This window comes from Streptomyces tropicalis, from assembly GCF_029269835.1.
GTDB classification, from domain to species: domain Bacteria; phylum Actinomycetota; class Actinomycetes; order Streptomycetales; family Streptomycetaceae; genus Streptomyces; species Streptomyces tropicalis.
The window spans coordinates 144,708-160,119 of sequence record NZ_JARJBB010000004.1 but is presented as its reverse complement, the minus strand read 5'-3'; the positions used below and the strand labels follow the sequence as shown (position 1 = coordinate 160,119).

15 protein-coding genes are annotated in these 15,412 nt (G+C 74.8%); 9 read left to right on the top strand and 6 right to left on the bottom strand.

Annotated elements, in window-relative coordinates; all coding sequences use genetic code 11:
• Positions 1–134: 134 nt before the first annotated feature.
• The 6 genes from P3H78_RS09815 (at position 135) to P3H78_RS09790 (ending at position 7,130) form a co-directional block, all read left to right on the top strand.
• On the top strand, positions 135–890 hold the full coding sequence (locus P3H78_RS09815) for a (Fe-S)-binding protein (protein ID WP_276108480.1): 756 nt from the start codon (positions 135–137) through the stop codon (positions 888–890).
• On the top strand, positions 887–2,425 hold the full coding sequence (locus tag P3H78_RS09810; RefSeq protein WP_276108479.1) for a LutB/LldF family L-lactate oxidation iron-sulfur protein: 1,539 nt from the start codon (positions 887–889) through the stop codon (positions 2,423–2,425). Before P3H78_RS09815 ends, P3H78_RS09810 begins: the two co-directional genes overlap by 4 nt.
• Entirely contained in the window at positions 2,422–3,096 is a 675-nt protein-coding gene (locus tag P3H78_RS09805; protein WP_276108478.1) for a LutC/YkgG family protein, read from the top strand. The genes P3H78_RS09810 and P3H78_RS09805 overlap by 4 nt, the downstream gene beginning before the upstream one ends.
• 75 nt (positions 3,097–3,171) lie before the next feature.
• Positions 3,172–4,326: an ABC transporter ATP-binding protein gene (locus P3H78_RS09800; protein ID WP_276108477.1), complete on the top strand. Its 1,155-nt coding sequence runs from the start codon at positions 3,172–3,174 to the stop codon at positions 4,324–4,326.
• A 257-nt stretch (positions 4,327–4,583) separates the two neighbouring features.
• Positions 4,584–6,767 carry an RNA polymerase recycling motor ATPase HelR gene (gene helR, locus P3H78_RS09795; protein ID WP_276108783.1) on the top strand — a complete coding sequence of 728 codons (2,184 nt, stop codon included), beginning with the start codon at positions 4,584–4,586 and terminating at the stop codon, positions 6,765–6,767.
• Positions 6,768–6,860: 93 nt separating this feature from the next.
• Positions 6,861–7,130 (top strand): DUF3761 domain-containing protein, encoded by a 270-nt coding sequence (locus P3H78_RS09790; RefSeq protein ID WP_276108476.1) that lies wholly within the window; start codon positions 6,861–6,863, stop codon positions 7,128–7,130.
• A gap of 165 nt (positions 7,131–7,295) precedes the next feature.
• On the opposite strand, the gene P3H78_RS09785 is transcribed toward P3H78_RS09790, so the two are convergent.
• Genes P3H78_RS09785 through P3H78_RS09775 form a run of 3 tightly spaced genes read right to left on the bottom strand, consistent with a single transcriptional unit; the run spans position 7,296 to position 9,624 of the window.
• A complete protein-coding gene (locus P3H78_RS09785) occupies positions 7,296–8,222 on the bottom strand; it encodes an ABC transporter substrate-binding protein (protein WP_276108782.1) in 927 nt (308 codons plus the stop codon).
• A gap of 53 nt (positions 8,223–8,275) precedes the next feature.
• Entirely contained in the window at positions 8,276–8,947 is a 672-nt protein-coding gene (locus tag P3H78_RS09780; RefSeq protein ID WP_276108475.1) for an ABC transporter permease, read from the bottom strand.
• The gene (locus P3H78_RS09775; RefSeq protein WP_276108474.1) at positions 8,944–9,624 is read right to left on the bottom strand and encodes an ABC transporter permease; all 681 of its coding nucleotides are present in this window, start codon (positions 9,622–9,624) and stop codon (positions 8,944–8,946) included. The genes P3H78_RS09780 and P3H78_RS09775 overlap by 4 nt, the downstream gene beginning before the upstream one ends.
• 191 nt (positions 9,625–9,815) lie before the next feature.
• Between P3H78_RS09775 and P3H78_RS09770 the strand changes: the two genes are divergently transcribed.
• From P3H78_RS09770 to P3H78_RS09760, 3 genes are all read left to right on the top strand, one after another.
• Complete coding sequence (locus tag P3H78_RS09770) at positions 9,816–10,673, top strand: AAA family ATPase (RefSeq protein ID WP_276108473.1); 858 nt, start codon at positions 9,816–9,818, stop codon at positions 10,671–10,673.
• Positions 10,670–12,037, top strand: a complete 1,368-nt coding sequence (locus P3H78_RS09765; RefSeq protein ID WP_276108472.1) for a vWA domain-containing protein — start codon at positions 10,670–10,672, stop codon at positions 12,035–12,037. Before P3H78_RS09770 ends, P3H78_RS09765 begins: the two co-directional genes overlap by 4 nt.
• Positions 12,038–12,343: 306 nt before the next feature.
• The gene (locus P3H78_RS09760) at positions 12,344–13,528 is read left to right on the top strand and encodes a permease (RefSeq protein ID WP_276108471.1); all 1,185 of its coding nucleotides are present in this window, start codon (positions 12,344–12,346) and stop codon (positions 13,526–13,528) included.
• 37 nt (positions 13,529–13,565) lie between these two features.
• On the opposite strand, the gene P3H78_RS09755 is transcribed toward P3H78_RS09760, so the two are convergent.
• From P3H78_RS09755 to P3H78_RS09745, 3 genes are read right to left on the bottom strand one after another with little or no spacing between them, the layout of a single operon-like run.
• The gene (locus P3H78_RS09755; RefSeq protein WP_276108470.1) at positions 13,566–13,841 is read right to left on the bottom strand and encodes a DUF6510 family protein; all 276 of its coding nucleotides are present in this window, start codon (positions 13,839–13,841) and stop codon (positions 13,566–13,568) included.
• 32 nt (positions 13,842–13,873) lie between these two features.
• The gene (locus tag P3H78_RS09750) at positions 13,874–14,617 is read right to left on the bottom strand and encodes an FAD-binding oxidoreductase (RefSeq protein ID WP_276108469.1); all 744 of its coding nucleotides are present in this window, start codon (positions 14,615–14,617) and stop codon (positions 13,874–13,876) included.
• Positions 14,587–15,186, bottom strand: a complete 600-nt coding sequence (locus P3H78_RS09745; RefSeq protein WP_276108468.1) for a molybdopterin-dependent oxidoreductase — start codon at positions 15,184–15,186, stop codon at positions 14,587–14,589. Before P3H78_RS09745 ends, P3H78_RS09750 begins: the two co-directional genes overlap by 31 nt.
• Positions 15,187–15,412 lie beyond the last annotated feature (226 nt).

Below are 15,412 nucleotides of genomic sequence, written 5' to 3'. Positions count from 1 at the left end.
TCACCGCACCGCACTCCAGGCCGATCGGTCGGACGGTTCGGGACCGCCGGGCGGCGCGCCGCCGCCGGGGTCTGCCCCACGCGCCCGGCGGAAATTAGGCTGCCTGCGTCCGTCGTCGACCACGAGGAGCCGCGATGCGTGTCGCCCTGTTCCTGACCTGCGTGAACGACACGCTCTATCCGGACACCGGGCGCGCCGTGGTGAGACTGCTGACCAGGCTCGGGGTGGACGTGGACTTCCCGATGGGGCAGACGTGTTGCGGTCAGGCCCACTACAACACCGGCTACCGGCACGAGGCGGAGCCGCTCGCCCGGCGCTTCGCCGACGTCTTCCGCGGCTACGAGGCGATCGTGACACCGTCCGGTTCGTGCGGGGCGATGGTGCGGGAGCTGTATCCGCGGCTCGGCGAGCGGGCGCGGGCCGAGGGCCGCGGGGACACGCTCGCGGCGGCGCTGGCGCCGGTGGTGCCGCGGACGTACGAACTCACCGAGTTCCTGGTGGACGTGCTCGGGGTGACGGACGTGGGAGCGTGCTACCCGCACCGGGTGACCTACCATCCGACCTGCCACGGGCTGCGCGCGCTGGGCCTGGGCGACCGGCCCGGGCGGCTCCTGCGCGCGGTGCGCGGGCTGGATCTGGTGGAGCTGCCCGGCGCGGAGGAGTGCTGCGGTTTCGGCGGCACCTTCGCGGTGAAGAACCCCGACGTGTCGGCGGCGATGGGGGCGGACAAGGTGCGCCACGCGGAGTCGACGGGCGCGGCGGTGCTGTGCGCGGCCGACAACTCCTGCCTCATGCACCTCGGTGGCACCCTGACCCGAATGGGCTCCGACGTGCGTCCGGTGCACCTGGCGGAGATCCTCGCGAGCACCGAGAAGGAGCCGGCCGTATGAGTGAGACCTTTCTGGGCATGCCCTCCTTCCCCGCGTTCCCGGTGGCCGCCCGGGCGGCCGTGCAGGACGGCACCCTGCGGGGGAACCTGCGCCACGCCACGCACACCATCCGCGCCAAGCGGGCGAAGGCGGTCGCGGAACTGCCCGACTGGGCGGAGCTGCGGGAGGCGGGCCGCCGGATCAAGGACCACACGCTGCGCCACCTGGACCGCTACCTGGTGCAGGTGGAGGAGGCGGTGACCGCGGCGGGCGGCACCGTGCACTGGGCGGCGGACGCGACCGAGGCCAACCGGATCGTGGCGGGCCTGGTGAGGGCCACCGGGGAGAGCGAGGTCGTCAAGGTCAAGTCGATGGCCACCCAGGAGATCGGGCTCAACGAGGCGCTGGAGGCCGAGGGCATCCGCGCCTACGAGACCGATCTCGCCGAGCTGATCGTGCAGTTGGGCCGGGACCGGCCCTCGCACATCCTGGTGCCCGCCATCCACCGCAACCGGGGCGAGATCCGGGACGTCTTCCGCTCGGAGATGGGGCGGTGGGGCCGGGCCGCCCCGGACGGCCTGACCGACGAGCCCGCCGACCTCGCCGAGGCGGCCCGGCTGCACCTGCGGGAGAAGTTCCTGCGGGCCCGGGTCGGGGTCTCCGGGGCGAACTTCGTCGTCGCGGAGACCGGCACCCTGGTGGTCGTGGAGTCCGAGGGCAACGGCCGGATGTGCCTGACCCTGCCCGAGACGCTGATCTCGGTCGTCGGCATCGAGAAGATCGTCCCGACCTGGCGCGACCTGGAGGTCTTCCTGCAGACCCTCCCCCGCTCCTCGACGGCGGAGCGGATGAACCCGTACACCTCGATGTGGACCGGCACCACGGACGCCGAAACGGCCGACGGGCCACGGGAGTTCCACCTGGTGCTGCTGGACAACGGCCGCACCGACACGCTCGCCGACGAGGTCGGCCGGCAGGCCCTGCGCTGCATCCGCTGCTCGGCCTGCCTCAACGTCTGCCCGGTGTACGAGCGGGCGGGCGGGCACGCGTACGGCTCGGTCTACCCGGGGCCGATCGGCGCGATCCTCAGCCCGCAGCTGCGGGGCACCGCCTCGGCCGTGGACGCCTCGCTGCCGTACGCGTCCTCGCTGTGCGGCGCCTGCTACGAGGTGTGCCCGGTCGCCATCGACATCCCCGAGGTGCTGGTGCACCTGCGCGAGCGGGTCGCCGAGGGCGGGCGGGCGACCCGGGAGGGCAGCACGGTGGTGCTCCGGCCCGCCCGGGGGCACGCCGTGGAGCGGGCGGCGATGCGCGCGGCGCGCTGGGCGCTCACCCGTCCGGCGGCCCTGCGCACCGGTCAGCGGATCGCCGGGCGCGCCCGGCGCCTCCAGCCCCGCTCCCTGCCCGGACCCGGCCGGGCCTGGAGCGCCTCCCGGGATCTGCCCGCGGTGCCCGCGGAGCCGTTCCGCGACTGGTGGCGGCGCATCTACGGCGCCGGCGGCACCGCCGCCGCCCGGCCGGGTCCGGGCGGCGACACGGGAAAGGACACGCGATGAGCAGCAGGGACCGGATCCTCGGCCGGGTGCGGCGCGCCCTGGCGGACGTGCCGCGCGACGACACGCCGTACGAACAGGCGGTCCCGCGCACCTACCTGCGGCGGCACGGCGACACGGACGCGGGGCGGACGGTCGCTCTGCTCGCCGCCCGCCTCGCCGACTACCGCGCGGACGTGCACCGCACGGACCCGGCCGGACTGCCGGAGCTGGTCGCCCGGCTGCTCGCGGCCCGCGGCGCGGACTCCGTCGTCGTCCCCGCGGGACTGGATCCGGGCTGGCTGGCGGCCGCGGCGGCGACCGCCGTGCCGGACCGGCCGGAGAGCACGCCGCGGGAGCTGGACCGCATCGACAGCGTGGTCACCGGCTGCGCGGTCGCGGTCGCCGAGACCGGGACGCTCGTCCTGGACGGCGGCCCCGGCCAGGGCCGCCGGCGCATCACACTGGTCCCGGACCACCACGTGTGCGTGGTCCGGGTCCCCGCGCAGGTGGTGTCGTCCGTGCCCGAGGCCCTGGAACGCCTGGACCCGGCACGCCCGTTGACGTGGATCTCCGGTCCCTCCGCGACCAGCGACATCGAGCTGGACCGGGTGGAGGGCGTGCACGGCCCGCGCGCACTGGACGTGGTGCTGCTCGCGGACGGGGACGGCCCGCCCCCGGAGCCGGCCGCCTGAGCCCCCGTGCGCCCCGGTGCGGCACCGGGGCGCCGTCCGGGAGCGGGGGCGGGGCGGCGCCGTTAGCGTGAGGACATGATCCGCTTCGAGCAGGTGGGCAAGGAGTACCCGGACGGCACCACGGCCGTGGACGGCCTGAGCTTCGAGGTGTCCGAGGGCGAGCTGGTCACGCTCGTCGGCCCCTCGGGCTGCGGCAAGAGCACCACCCTGATGATGGTGAACCGGCTGATCGAGCCCACGGCGGGCCGGATCCTCGTGGCCGGCGAGGACGTCGCGGCGGTCGACCCGGTCCGGCTGCGCCGCAGGATCGGCTACGTCATCCAGCAGGCGGGCCTCTTCCCGCACCGCACGGTGCTCGACAACACCGCCACCGTGCCCGCCCTGCTGGGCTGGAAGAGGGCCACGGCCCGGGCGCGGGCCGCCGAACTGCTCGACCTGGTCGGGCTGGACCCCGCCCGTTACGGGCCGCGCTACCCGCACCAGCTGTCCGGCGGGCAGCGGCAGCGGGTCGGGGTCGCACGGGCGCTGGCGGCGGACCCGCCGGTGCTGCTCATGGACGAGCCCTTCGGGGCGGTCGACCCGGTGGTGCGGGAGCAGTTGCAGGACGAGTTCCTGCGGATGCAGGACACCGTCCGCAAGACCGTGCTGCTGGTGACGCACGACATCGAGGAGGCGGTCCGGCTCGGCGACCGCATCGCCGTGTTCGGCCAGGGACGCATCGAGCAGTTCGACACGCCCGGCGCGGTCCTCGGCAGCCCGGCGACCGCCTACGTCGCCGGGTTCGTCGGCGCGGACCGCGGCCTGAAGCGGCTGTCGGTGACCACGCTCGAGCTCGGCGACCTGGAGCAGCCGCCGGTCGTCCGCCTCGACGAGGACGCCGCGACCGCGGCCGGCCGGCTGCGCGAGGCGGACGCGCGCTGGGCGGTCGTGCTCGACGCCTCCGGCGACCTGCACGGCTGGGTCGGCCTGGACGCCCTGGCCGACGGGCGCCCGGTGGGCCCCCAGGCGCACCGGATGAACGCGTGGGTGCCGGTGGGCGCGCCCCTGAAGCAGGCGTTCGGGGTGATGCTCCAGCACGACGCCGGCTGGGTCGCCGTCCTGGACGGCTCCCGCTTCCTCGGCGTCCTCACCCCGTCCAGGCTCCATGAGGCCCTGCGCCGCTCGGTGGACGCGGACGCCCGCGGGGTGGCCCGCGGCGAGGTACGCCTGGACTCGGTGGCGGACGCGTAGTCAGGGGGTCCCGACCGTAGGGGAATCAGAGGGCCGTGCAGGGGCCGTTTCGGCGGACGCCGCCGCGCGAGGGGTCCGGTCGTCCGTGGAGGAAGCCGGGCGCAGGAGGGAGAACCCACTCCTCGCCACTCTCAACGTATAGCGCACAGGGGGGCTTGCGGCAAGGCCCCGGGGGTGGCGCAGAATCGCCGACCGAGACCGGAAACTGCGGAAGCCCGCGAAATGAGGAGAACCACCACGTGTGTGCGCTTGTGTCGATCGACGGGTCGTACGAGGACACGGGAGCCGGTGACGGGAAGCCGTCGGGCGGCAGCGCGTTCGATCTGCCCGGCCGGCTGTCCGCCAAGGCGGATCCGGCGCTGATCGCCCGGGACGAGGAGCACTTCGGGGCGATCGCCGCGTGCCTCGACGAGACGATCGCCGACCTGTCCGAACGGCTCGGCGCCACGCTGCGGGCGCCCGGCGGCGCCGGCCGGGAGGCGATGGACCGCGACGCGGAGGTCCACCGGCTGACCGCCCGCCTGCGTACGCTGCGGCGCTTCGGGCTGGACCTGTGCCTGGGTCACATGGCCGGCGCGGACGGCTCCGAGCCCGTCTACGTGGGCCGGCTCGGCCTCACCGACAGCAGCGGGCGCCGGCTGCTGGTGGACTGGCGCTCCCCGGCGGCCGAGCCGTTCTTCGCGGCGACGCACGCCGACCCGATGGGGCTGGCGAGCCGCCGCCGGTACCGCTGGACCGGCGGCCGGGTGGCCGACTACTGGGACGAGGTGTTCACCGCCGACGGGCTGGAGCGGCGCGCCGCGCTCGACGACCAGTCCGCCTTCATCGCCGACCTGGCCGGCAGCCGGTCGGAGCGGATGCGGGACGTGCTCGCCACGATCCAGGCCGACCAGGACGCCGTCATCCGGGCGGGATCGCGCGGCGCGCTGGTCGTGGACGGTGGACCGGGCACGGGCAAGACCGTCGTCGCCCTGCACCGCTCCGCCTACCTCCTGCACGCGGACCCGCGGCTGCGCGGGCGGCGGGGGCGGGTGCTGTTCGTGGGCCCGCACCAGCCGTATCTGGCGTACGTGGCCGACGTCCTGCCCAGCCTCGGCGAGGACGGGGTGCGGACCTGCACCCTGCGGGACCTCGTCCCCGAGGGGACCCGGGCGGCCGACGAGGCGGACCCGGCCGTGGCGCGGCTCAAGTCGTCCGCGGACATGGTGCGGGCGATCGAGACGGCCGTCCGGTTCTACGAGGAGCCGCCGACGGAGGGGACGACGGTCACGACGCCCTGGGGCGACGTCCGGCTGACCGCGGGCGACTGGGCCGAGGCGTTCGAGGCGCCGGAGCCGGGCACCGCCCACAACGAGGCGCGCGACCGGATCTGGGACGCCCTCGTCGACACCCTGCTGGACCGGCACGGCGGCGAGGTCCCGCCCGACCTGTTCCGCAGGGCGCTCCGGCCCGACCGGGAGCCGGCCGTGACCCTCAACGGGGCCTGGCCGCTGCTGGAGGCGGCGGACCTCGTGGGGGACCTGTGGTCGGTCCCCGCGTACCTGCGGCTGTGCGCGCCCTGGCTCGGCCCCGACGACGTACGCCGGCTGCAGCGCACGCAGGCGCAGGCCTGGACCGTGTCCGACCTGCCGCTCCTGGACGCGGCCCGGCGGCGGCTCGGCGATCCGGAGGCGTCACGGCTCAGACGCCGGCGCGACGCCTCCGTGGCCGCCGAACGCGCGCGCATGGCCGCCGTCATCGACAACGTGCTCGCGGCCGACGACGACGGCGAGGGCGCGGTGACGATGCTCCTCGGGCAGGACCTGCGCGACAGCCTGGTCGACGAGAGCGCCCTGCCCAGCGCCGTACGGGAGCCCCTCGACGGGCCGTTCGGGCACGTCGTCGTGGACGAGGCCCAGGAACTGACCGACGCGGAGTGGCAGATGCTGCTGCTGCGCTGCCCGTCCCGGAGCTTCACCGTCGTCGGGGACCGCGCCCAGGCCCGGCACGGGTTCACGGAGTCGTGGCGGGAGCGGCTCCGGCGGATCGGTCTGGACCGGGTCGAGGTGGCCTCGCTGACCGTCAACTACCGCACGCCGCAGGAGGTGATGGCGGAGGCGGAGCCGGTCGTGCGCGCGGTGCTCCCGAACGCCAACGTGCCGGCGTCCGTCCGCAGCAGCGGCATCCCCGTCGTCCACGGATCCGTCACGGACCTGCACGGGATCCTCGACGCCTGGCTCGCCGAGCACGCCGAGGGGACCGCCTGCGTCATCGGTGACCCCGCGTTCCGCGAGCGGCCGCGCGTCCGGTCGCTGACACCGGAGCTGTCGAAGGGCCTCGAGTTCGACCTGGTCGTCCTCGTCGCCCCGGAGGCGTTCGGCGACGGCGTCGAGGGAGCGGTCGACCGCTATGTCGCGATGACCCGGGCGACCCGCCAACTCGTCGTCCTCAGCGAATCCTGACACCGAGGGATCTTCGCCCTACCGGCCGGTAATTCATTTAAATCACTATAAACTCCGGCTGCACTTGTTCCGTTCAAGGGGGAGGGAATCCTTATGCGCGCACGTCTTGCGGCTCCGGCCGTCGCGGTGGCCATGGCCGCCGTCTTCTTCGGGGCGCCGAACGCCTCGGCGGCAACTCTGCCGTCCACCAACACGTCCCACCACTGCAGCCACCACACCACCGGGCTGTGCGGATGGACGCACCACCAGAAGCCGAGAGACAGGTACGAGACGGCGAAGTGCACGGACGCCTCCGTGTCGTACTCGCAGCACTCGCAGGGCACCTGCTCGCACCACCACGGTGTCCGCTACTGGTTCAAGTAGGCCGCGGCGCCGCGCGGTTCCGTCGCAGGCCGTCGTCTCCGGGGAGGGAGGCGGCGGCCTGCCGCCGCTCCGGCCCGCCACGGGTCGTGGGACGCACCGGGCGCGGGTCGACGCCGGCGCGGGCCGCGGCCCGCGCTTCCGCAGGCCCCCGTGCCGCGGGACGCGTCACTTCAGCAGGCCCTTCTGCCGCAGATACGTGCGGGCCACGTCGGCGGGCAACCGGCGCCGGCTGTCCACCTTCTCGTTCAGGAAGGCCAGGTCGGCCGTGGTCAGGACGCGGCCGAGCGGGTCGAGGGCACGGGCGACGCCGGGGCCGCCGGCCCGGGCGCGGTTGGCGACGGGAACGACGTAGTCGGCGTTCTGCAGGTGCCGGTCGTCGGTGAGCAGGACCAGGCCGAAGTCGTCGAGTGTGGCGTCCGTGGTGGTGGTCAGCACCATCTGGTCGCGGCCGCTCTGCACGGCCTGCTTCGCCGGGGTGGTGCCGACGCCCTTGGGGTCCACACCGGTGACGTCGATCCCGTACGTCCGGCGCAGTCCCGGTGCGCAGTAGGGCCGTTGCACGCACTCGTCACCGGCCGCCAGGCGCACCTTCAGGCCGGCGGCGCCGACGTCGCCGAGGGTCCTCAGGTGGTGCTGCCGTGCGTAGTCCCGGCTCACCGCGAACGCGTTCTGGTCGACGGCGCGGCCGGGGTCCAGCACGGTGAGGCCGCGGGGCGCGGCGAGCCGGCGCAGCGCGCTCATCGTGGTGCCGAGGTCGGGCGAGCCGGCCGGGGGTGCGCCGGGGCCGTTCTCCTTGGCGTTCAGCCAGTCGGCGAGGGTGGCCGCGTACTCGGGCACGATGTCGATCTGCCCGGACTCCAGGGCGGGTTCGTACAGTTCGCGGTTGGCGACGGTGATCAGGGAGGTGTGGTAGCCGGCCTGGTTCAGCAGCAGTGCGTACATCTGGGCGAGCAGGTCGCTCTCGGTGAATCCGGCGGATCCGACGGTGAGGTGGCGGCTGTCGCCCGGCGGGGCCGTGACCCGCCCGCGGTTCTCCAGGGAGGGCCCGGTGGAGCAGGCGGCCGGCAGGAGCAGCACGGCAGCGAGCGGCAGGGCCCCGGCGGCCCCTGCACGCGGGCGGCGGCGCGGGGGCGCGGGCCCGCGCCTCACCGCGGGTTCCTCGTCCAGGCGGGGCCCAGCCGTTCGGCGATCTCGAAGACGCCCTCCACGACCAGCGCCAGCGCGGCGACGAGCACGGCGCCGGCGACGACCTGCGGGGTGCTCGCCAGGTTGAATCCCGCGGTGATGATCCTGCCCAGTCCGCCGCCGCCCGCCAGCGCCGCGATCGTGGCGGTGGCCACGAGCTGCACGGCGGCGATGCGCACCCCGTTGAGGATCATCGGGGAGGCGAGCGGCACCTCCACGCGCAGCATGCTCTGCCGTCCGGTCATGCCCATCCCGCGGGCCGCCCGGACGACCCCGCGGTCCACCTCGCGCATGCCGACGTAGGCGTTGGTGAGCAGCGGCGGCACGGCGAACAGCACCAGGGCGACGACCGTGGGACCCTCGCCCCAGTTGCCGACCGGGGTCAGGAGCAGCAGGACGAGCACGGCGAAGGTGGGGACGGCGCGGCCGATGTTGGAGATGTTGACGGCGAGGGCGCCGCCCCGGCCGAGGTGGCCGAGGACGAGGGCGACGGGCAGCGCGATCGCGCAGGCGACGGCCAGGCACACCGCGGTGAGCACGACGTGCTGGAGCAGGCGGTGGGCGACGCCGTCGGCGCCGGACCAGTGGGCGGGGTCGGTGAGCCAGTCCCAGGCGCCGGTCACGGTGCTCATCGGCCGCCGTCCCGGGTCCAGGGGGTGATGAGGTGCTGCACTCCCAGCAGCAGGAGGTCGGCGGCGACGGCGATCAGCACGCACAGCACGGAGGCGGTCAGCACCTGGGCCTTGAAGTAGGTGTTCATGCCCGTGTAGATGAGGTTGCCGAGGCCGCCGAAGCCGACGATCGCGCCGACCGTGACCAGGGAGACCGCCGAGACGGCCGCGATGCGCAGGCCCGCCATCGCGGCGGGCAGGGCCAGCGGGAGTTCGACGGCCAGCAGCAGGCGGACCGGCCCGTACCCCATGCCCCGCGCGGCCTGCCGGGTCTCCTCGGGGACCGCCCGCAGGCCCGCGAGGATGTTGCGCACCAGCAGGGTCAGCGAGTAGAGCACGAGCCCGGCGACGACCAGGGTCGCGGAGAGCCCGTAGAGGGGCAGCAGCAGGGAGAACATCGCGAGCGACGGGATGGTGTAGAGGATGGTGGTGACGCCCAGGACGGGCCCGGCGGCCCATCCCCAGCGCCGGGCGAGGACGGCCAGCGGGACCGCGAGGGCCAGGCCGATGAGCACGGCCAGGCCGGTCAGCCGCAGGTGCTGCAGGACCGCGTCCAGCAGGATGTGGCGCCGGGTGGTCAGGTACGCACCGCAGATCCACTCGTTGCGCGCGAGGCAGTCGTCCGGGGGCGCCGTCACGCGTCCATTCCAGCAAAGGGGCGGCGCGGACGGCGCGTCCTGGTGACCCGTACGGGGTGCGGGGGTCCGGACGGGAGCGTGCGGCGCCGCGGGCAGGGGCGTGCGGGGCCGATCCGCGTGACAGACAGCCTGAACAAGCGCTTAGATAGTGACTCGGACGCCGTATCGCCCGCACCGCGCTGGAGGCCCTGTTGTTCCGCTCCGTCGACGAAGTCTCCGCCCGTCTCGCCGAGACCGGCTACCTCGCCTCGCCCGCGGTCGCCACCACCGTGTTCCTCGCCGACCGCCTCGGCAAGCCGCTGCTGGTGGAGGGGCCCGCCGGGGTCGGCAAGACCGAGCTGGCCAAGGCGGTGGCCGAGGTGTCCGGCGCCCGGCTGGTCCGCCTGCAGTGCTACGAGGGCGTCGACGAGTCGCGCGCACTGTACGAGTGGAACCACGCCAAGCAGCTGCTGCGCATCAGCGCGGGCCGCGACGAGAGCTGGGACGCGGCCCGCACCGACATCTTCGGCGAGGAGTTCCTGCTGACCCGGCCGCTGCTGACGGCGATCCGCGGCGACGACCCCAAGGTGCTGCTGATCGACGAGACGGACAAGGCCGACGTCGAGATGGAGGGCCTGCTGCTGGAGGTGCTCAGCGACTTCCAGGTCACCGTGCCCGAGCTGGGCACCATCACCGCGACCCGCCGCCCCTTCGTCGTGCTCACCTCCAACGCCACCCGCGAGCTGTCCGAGGCACTGCGCCGCCGCTGCCTGTTCCTGCACATCGGCTTCCCGGACGAGGAGCTGGAGCGCAGGATCGTACGCCTGAAGGTGCCGGGCCTCGACGGGACGCTGGCCGCATCGGTGGTGCGGGTGGTGGGCGCGCTGCGCGCGATGGACCTGCGGAAGGTCCCCTCGGTCGCGGAGACCATCGACTGGGCGCGCACCCTGCTGGCGCTCGGCGCCACCACCCTGGACGAGGACGTCGTACGGGACAGCCTCGGCGTCCTGCTCAAGCACCAGGAGGACCTCCAGAGGGCGGCGGCCAAGCTCGACCTGGACGCCGTGTGAGCGCCGGCGCCCCCGCCGCCGGGGTCGCGGAGCGGCTGACCGGGTTCGTGGCCGCGCTGCGCGGGCACGGCCTGCGCATCGGCACCGGCGAGAGCGTGGACGCGGCGCGGGCGGTCCGGGAGCTCGGTCTGGCGGACCGGGAGCTGCTGCGCGAGGGCCTGGCGGCCACCCTGCTGCACGGCGGCACCCAGCGCGCGGTGTTCGACCCGGTCTTCGACCTCTTCTTCCCGCGCGTCGTCGGCGCGCCCGAGGGGCCGGCCGCCGACCGGGAGGACCTGCGGGACCGGCTGGCCGAGGCGCTGGCCGCGGGCGACACGGCCCGGCTGGAACAGCTCGCGGCGGAGGCGGTCGACGGCTTCGGCGGCTACGGCTCCTCACCGGACTCCGACGGCTGGTCGGCGTACCAGACACTGGACCGGATCCGTCCGCAGACCCTGCTGGCCCGGGTGCGGGCGGGCGTCCGCGGCGAGCGGGGCGACGGCGACTTCGCCGACCGGCTGCTCGACGACGAGATCCGGCGCCGGATCGAGATGTTCCGCCGTCAGGTCGGCGCCGAGGCGCGGCGCCGGGTCGCCGAGCGGCGGGGGCGCGAGGAGATCGCCCGCCGCGCGGTCGCGCCGAGCGCGGACCGGGTCGACTTCCTGTACGCCGGGCGGGACCGGCTCGCCGAGCTGCGGCGGACGGTGCAGCCGCTGGCGCGGAAGCTGGCCACCCGGCTGGCCGCACGGCGACGCCGCGCCGCCCGTGGCTCGATCGACCTGCGCCGCACGGTGCGCGGCTCCCTGTCGACGGGCGGGGTGCCGATGCGGCCGGTGCTGCGGCGGCGCCGCCCCGCGCGGCCCGAACTGGTGCTGCTGTGCGACGTGTCCGGCTCCGTCTCCGGCTTCTCGGACTTCACGATGCTGCTGGTGCAGGCGCTGCACGACCAGTTCAGCAAGGTCCGCGTCTTCGCCTTCGTCAACCGGATCGACGAGGTCACGGCACTGCTCGGGCACGGCACGGCCGACCCGGAGGGCCTGGGCGCCCGCATCCAGGAGGAGGCGCGGCTCACCGGCTACCACGGAAGCAGCGACTACGGCGTCTCGCTGGGCGAGTTCGCGGAGCGCTACGCCTCCGCGGTGGGTCCGCGCACCACGGTGTTCGTCCTCGGGGACGCCCGCACCAACTACGGCGACCCCCATCCGGCCGCCGTGCGGGAGATCACCCGGCGGGCCCGGCGGACGTACTGGCTCAACCCCGAGCCCCGCGCGCAGTGGGGCACCGGCGACTCCGCCGCGCCCGCCTACGCCGAACTGGTCGAGATGCACGAGTGCCGCAACGCCCGCCAGCTCGGCGCACTCGTCTCCCGGCTGCTGCCCGTCTGACCGGCGCCCGACCGGCCGGCGAGGCGGCCCGCCACCGGGGACGGGGCCCGCCCGCGGACCACGGGCCGGGAGACGGGCCTCAGGTTCCGGCAGTCCTCCTGCGATCGGGCCGGTCCCCGCCCTCTCCTCCGCGGAGGAGCGCACACCTCGTCGCGGGGCCGCGCCCCTCGCCCTTGTCGTCCCTCCCCCGCCGGGGCGCCGCCATCGGGGCCCGACGCGCCCGGCCTCGCCCCGGCGCGACGCACGCCATACCCCCTGGGGGGATACTGCTCGGGACGCGGGCCGACACGGCGGAGGGTGCGGACGGTGGATGCGATCGGACATGCGCTGGCCATCGCCGGGGCGATGACCTGGGAGGTCACCTGGGCCCTGATCCTGGGGTTCACGCTCTCCGCCGTCGTGCAGGCGGTGGTGCGCCGGTCGACGGTCGTCCGGATGCTCGGAGACGACCGGCCCCGGACGCTCGCCCTGTCCGCGGGGCTCGGCGCGGCCTCCTCGTCGTGCTCGTACGCGGCCGTGGCGCTGGCGCGGTCGCTGTTCCGCAAGGGCGCCGACTTCACCGCCGCGATGGCCTTCGAGATCGCCTCCACGAACCTGGTGATCGAACTGGGCGTGATCCTGGCCCTGTTGATGGGCTGGCAGTTCACGGCGGCCGAGTTCGTCGGCGGGCCCATCATGATCGTCGTCCTGGCGGTGCTCTTCCGGGTCCTGCTGCGCGAGCGGCTGCTCCGCCGGGCGCGGGAGCAGGCGGACCGGGGCCTGTCCGGCTCCATGGAGGGACACGCGGCGATGGACATGTCCGTGCAGGGCGAGGGCAGTTTCGGCCGGCGGCTGCTCTCCCGCGCCGGCTTCACCTCCGTGTCGCACATCTTCGTCATGGAGTGGGCGGCGATCCTGCGCGACCTCGTCGCCGGGCTGCTGATCGCGGGGGCGATCGCCGCGTGGGTGCCGGACGCGTTCTGGCACACCTTCTTCGCGGCCGGCGACCCGCTGGTGGCGAAGCTGATCGGGCCGCTCGTCGGACCGCTGGTCGCGATCGCGACGTTCGTCTGCTCCATCGGCAACGTGCCGCTGGCGGTGGTCCTGTGGAAGGGCGGCATCAGCTTCGGCGGCGTGATCGCCTTCATCTACGCGGACCTGCTGATCCTGCCGATCCTCAACATCTACCGGAAGTACTACGGGGCCCGGACGGCCGGCTTCCTGCTGGTCACGTTCTACGCGGCGATCGTCGTCGCCGGCTACCTCGTCGAACTGCTCTTCGGCGGCCTCGGGCTGATCCCCGACCAGGCCGGCGCGCGGATCCCGGAGGGGGGCATCCGCTGGAACTACACGACCTGGCTCAACATCGCCTTCCTGCTGCTGGCCGCGGTCCTCGTGGTCCGCTTCCTGCGCACCGGCGGGCGGGACATGCTGCGCATGATGGGCGGCGGCCCGGACCACGGCGACCGTGCCCCCGAGCGCTCCGGGGCACGCCCCGGACACGACGCCTGAGGCGTCGCACGGCAGGCGCCACGTGCGCAACAGGCCCTCAGGGAGTCACGCGGAAGCGGAAGGCGCCGGTGCCGCCGCCGACCGTCAGCCAGACGTGCTCCCCCTGGCGGACCAGCCGCAGCGCGATGTACGCGCATCCCGGGCACCGTGCCGTCAGGCCCGGCTCGGGCCCGTACACGTGCAGCCCGGCCAGCGGCCCGGACCGCGCGCACTGCGGGCAGCGCCACCAGGCGGTGGTCGGCTCCAGGGCGAGGATCTCCGAGAGCGGGCCGGCGAGGCAGTTGCCGTCGAGGTGGTCACTGGTGTCTGCCATGGGGACCTCCGCGCGGTGCGGGACGTGACGGGTCAGCCGAAGCGTTCGGTGCGGACGGTGGCGGGATCGCGGCCGAGGCCGACGAGCAGGTCGGCGACGGACTCCACGAATCCGGTCGGCCCGCAGACGTAGGCGGGGCTCGCGGGCTCCAGCCGGGCGGTCGGGGCGCGCAGGTCGGCAGGCAGGACGCGGCCGGGCTCGCGGTCCGCTTCCTGCGGCGAGCGCCGGGTGTAGACGATGCGCACGTCGAGGAGGGGGTCCTCGTGGAGCAGGTCCTCGCGGTACCACAGCTCGTCCGGCCCGCGCACCGAGTACAGCAGGTGGAAGGCGCTGGGCGAGCCGGTCGCGCGGCGCGCGCGGACCATCGACGCCAGCGGCACGACACCGGATCCCCCGGCGACCAGCAGCACCGGTTCGTCTCCCGCGCCGCTCCACACGAACCAGTTGCCGAGGGGGCCGCGCATCTCGACGGCCGCGCCGACCGGCAGTTCGTCGGCCAGGTAGGGCGAGACCTCCCCGCCGGGCACGGCCTGCACGCCCAGTTCGACGCGGTCGCCGTCGGCCGGCGCGGCCAGGGAGTAGCTCCGTACGGCCTGGTAGCCGTCGTCGGCGGTGAGCCGCACGTCGAGGTGCTGGCCGGGCAGGTGGCCGGGCCAGCCGGGCACGGTGAAGACCAGGGAGCGGCCGGACCGGGTCTGGGCGTGGCGCTCGGCCAGCCGCGCGGTGCGCCAGACGGTGCGCACGGTCAGTCGCCCCAGGTGCGCTGCTCGCGCCACGGGTCGCCGTAGTCGTGGTAACCGACGGACTCCCAGAACCCGGGTTCGTTCGTGGTGGTCAGCCGCAGGGCCCGCACCCATTTCGCGGACTTCCACAGGTACAGGTGCGGCACGAGGAGCCGGGCGGGGCCGCCGTGTTCGGGCGCCAGGGGGTGGCCGTCGTAGGTGTGGGCGATCCAGGCGCGCCCGCCGAGGAGGTCCGCCAGCGGGAGGTTGGTGGTGTAGCCGCCGTGGCTCTCCACGACGACGTGCTCCGCCGCCGTCTCCAGGTCTTCCAGGAAGACGTCCAGGGGCACTCCGCGCCACCGGGTGTCGAACCTGGACCAGCGGGTCACGCAGTGGAGGTCCTGCACCGTGTCCTGCTGCGGCAGCTCCATCATCCCGTCCCAGGTCCAGCGGCGGGTCTCGCCGTGCTCGGTGGTCACGGTCAGGTCCCAGGCGGCGGTGGGGACGTGCGGGGTCGGCCCGGTGGACAGCACCGGGAACGCCTCCGTCGGGTACTGGCCGGGCGGCAGGCGGTCCGCCAGGGGGCGCGCCCGCCCGCGGAAGCCGGGTGAGAAGGAGGTCACGGCGTCATCCCCTCGGCACGGGCGGCGCGGACACCGGCGGCCGGGGGTGCGCACGGCCCGGCCGCGGTCCGCGGGTGCACCTCCAGTGTCGGCGGCGGCGCGCACCCCGACCACTCGGCCGTCCGGGGGACGGGCGGCGCCGCGCCGGCACGGGTCTCACCGCCGCACCGGCGGGTGTGCCGGGGGCGCGGCCCGTCGGCCCGTGGCCGGGCCACGCGGCGCCGGG

Excerpts from the sequence above, each read along its gene's own strand:
- P3H78_RS09815 (WP_276108480.1), top strand. The coding sequence starts at position 135 with ATGCGTGTCGCCCTGTTCCTGACCTGCGTGAACGACACGCTCTATCCG.
- P3H78_RS09810 (WP_276108479.1), top strand. The coding sequence starts at position 887 with ATGAGTGAGACCTTTCTGGGCATGCCCTCCTTCCCCGCGTTCCCGGTG.
- P3H78_RS09805 (WP_276108478.1), top strand. The coding sequence starts at position 2,422 with ATGAGCAGCAGGGACCGGATCCTCGGCCGGGTGCGGCGCGCCCTGGCG.
- P3H78_RS09800 (WP_276108477.1), top strand. The coding sequence starts at position 3,172 with ATGATCCGCTTCGAGCAGGTGGGCAAGGAGTACCCGGACGGCACCACG.
- P3H78_RS09790 (WP_276108476.1), top strand. The coding sequence starts at position 6,861 with ATGCGCGCACGTCTTGCGGCTCCGGCCGTCGCGGTGGCCATGGCCGCC.
- P3H78_RS09780 (WP_276108475.1), bottom strand. The coding sequence starts at position 8,947 with ATGAGCACCGTGACCGGCGCCTGGGACTGGCTCACCGACCCCGCCCAC.
- P3H78_RS09755 (WP_276108470.1), bottom strand. The coding sequence starts at position 13,841 with ATGGCAGACACCAGTGACCACCTCGACGGCAACTGCCTCGCCGGCCCG.